Here is a 2,589-nt window from a genome sequence, read left to right as displayed (position 1 = left end):
GCGCGTCCAGAAGCGCCGCTTTTCATCCAAAGGCGGTGTGCGGGCATTTTGGGAACCCGGCTTTAGCAAGCCGGTAAAGAAAAGTATCAAAGACGTGAAAAGCGTCACTTTAGCATCATCCGATTTACCCCGGAGGGAAACCACAAGGGGGACAATAGCGTATCGGAAAAATCGCAAGTTGGGAAAACCATCTACCCACGACTGAGCGGCAAGACGCAACATTGTGAATGAGGAGCAAGGCTAAACTGCTTTAAGGGCAGTCCGAGGCGGGATACTCGACCCGGCGGCGCAGGATGGTTGTATTCGCCGTATGTCATAGCGGAATGTGACAGGTAAACACAGACCGCACGATACTTATGACAGCCAGCCGCAGTAAGCGGAAAAGGACGAAAACCCACTACCGACATCACAATACGCTTTTCCCAAAGTGTCTAACTGGAGATTGCCTAAACCGGAACGCCGGAAATATCCGGCTATGCGTAATGCCGCAAGGCGATAAATTTCAAGGGGTAAAAACCCAAGAAAGATGACGATGAATATCCGGCATGGCAACGGAGCCTCCGTAGTAGTCCGAGGGCGGGAAAGCCGTCTACATGGCGAAGGGAGGCAGGATGTCAACCAATTCATAAAAAGGAAAGGTGCGTGAGGCATTATGAGAAGTCCTGAAAATGTGTTGGAAAGCCTAAAATCCAAGGCGTGTAACAAGAGTTACAAGTACGAGCGGTTATACCGCAACCTGTACAATCCACAATTCTATCTGCTGGCATATCAGCGGATACAGGCGAAACCAGGCAACATGACAGCCGGAACAGACGGCAAAACCATTGACGGAATGGGAATGGCAAGGATAAACGCCCTCATTGAAAAGATGCGGGATTTTAGTTATCAGCCTAACCCGGCAAGGAGAACGTATATCCCGAAATCCAATGGGAAAATGCGTCCTCTGGGGATACCGTCATTCGACGATAAACTGATACAGGAGGTGGTGCGGCTCATCTTAGAGAGTATTTATGAGCCAACCTTTAGCGACTATTCCCACGGTTTCCGTATAAACAGAAGCTGTCATACGGCACTCAAATATGTGCAGAAATATTTTACGGGGACAAAGTGGTTCGTTGAGGGAGATATAAAGGGCTGTTTTGACAACGTAGACCATCATGTGTTGATTGCTATTTTGCGAAAGCGGATTGCAGATGAATATTTCATCGGTCTGCTCTGGAAGTTCTTGAAAGCTGGATATATGGAGGATTGGAATTATCACAATACTTATTCCGGTACTCCGCAAGGCTCCATCATCAGCCCTATCCTGGCAAACATCTACATGAACGAACTGGACAGTTATATGGCAGAGTATGCAGAGAAATTCAACTGCGGAAACCGCCGTAAAATCAATCCTGCGTTCAAGAAGAAATTGGATGTCTGCCGAGGGAAAGAACAAAGGCTTAAAAGAAATATCTCTAAAATGAGCGTGGAAGAAAAAGAGGGCTTAATTGCAGAAATCCGGGAACTGCGGCGTAGTCTGAAATCTATACCGTATAGCGACCAGATGGACGATAGCTATAAACGGCTTTGCTATATCCGATACGCCGATGATTTCTTAATCGGAGTTATCGGCAGCAAAGAGGACGCAGAACAGATTAAACAAGATGTAGGCTGCTTTATCCGGGACAAACTCCATCTGGAAATGTCCGAGGAAAAGACATTGATTACTCATGGACACGACGCTGCGAAGTTCTTGGGATATGAGGTCACAATCGCCAAAGGCGAACACAACAAAAAGACCAAAACTGGGGCTGCCAGACGGGTAAACAATGGAAAAGTCTTACTTTATGTTCCCCATGATAAGTGGGTAAAACGACTGTTCTCCTGCAATGCCCTCAAGATTAAATACGACAAACAAAATGGAAACAAAGAGGTTTGGGAGCCTGTCCGGCGCACTCGCCTGTTGCACTTGGACGATTTGGAAATCCTAAACCAATACAACGCAGAAATCCGTGGATTGTATAACTACTACCGACTTGCAAACAACGTGTCTGTACTCAATAACTTCTACTATGTAATGAGATACAGTATGCTCAAAACCTTTGCTGGAAAATATCGGACACGAATCAGCAGAATTATCCGCAAGTACCGTCAAGGAAAAGATTTTGTTGTGGAATATCCGAAGAAAAACGGCAAGGTCGGAAAGGTATTGTTTTACAATAATGGGTTCCGCCGGGACACTAAAGTAGAAAGCGGAAATCCTGATATAGTAGCAAGAATTTTTGAGAATTACGGGCGTAATAGCCTTATAAAAAGACTGCAAGCAAACAGGTGTGAGTGGTGTGGCGCAGAGAATGTGCCGCTTGAAATACACCATATACGAAAACTCAAAGATTTAAGTGGCAGAAAACAATGGGAAATCGCCATGATTGGGCGTAAGCGCAAGACAATGGCACTCTGCATTGACTGTCACGATAAGTTACACGCAGGAAAGTTAGACTGACATCTGGAGAGCCGGATACATCGAGAGGTGTAAGTCCGGTTCGGAGGGGAGTTCTCGGAAACCTGCCATAGTGATATGGTAAGGCGCCGGGTTCTTACCCTACT

General features: G+C 46.2%; 2 protein-coding genes. Both read left to right on the top strand.

Annotation, left to right across the window (positions count from 1 at the left end; genetic code table 11):
* Positions 1 to 205 (top strand): hypothetical protein (locus LKD36_RS17365; RefSeq protein ID WP_207647608.1); only part of this gene is annotated, 205 nt, incomplete at its 5' end.
* 447 nt (positions 206 to 652) lie between these two features.
* Complete coding sequence (locus tag LKD36_RS17360; RefSeq protein WP_308460382.1) at positions 653 to 2,485, top strand: reverse transcriptase domain-containing protein; 1,833 nt, start codon at positions 653 to 655, stop codon at positions 2,483 to 2,485.
* Positions 2,486 to 2,589: the final 104 nt, after the last annotated feature.

The organism is Hominiventricola filiformis (assembly GCF_020686965.1).
Taxonomy (GTDB): Bacteria; Bacillota; Clostridia; order Lachnospirales; family Lachnospiraceae; genus Hominiventricola; species Hominiventricola filiformis.
Note: the sequence above shows the minus strand (reverse complement) of the source record. Positions and strands in the feature narration are given on the sequence as shown.

Coding starts and splice junctions, on each gene's coding strand:
- LKD36_RS17360 (WP_308460382.1), top strand. CDS start 653: ATGAGAAGTCCTGAAAATGTGTTGGAAAGCCTAAAATCCAAGGCGTGT.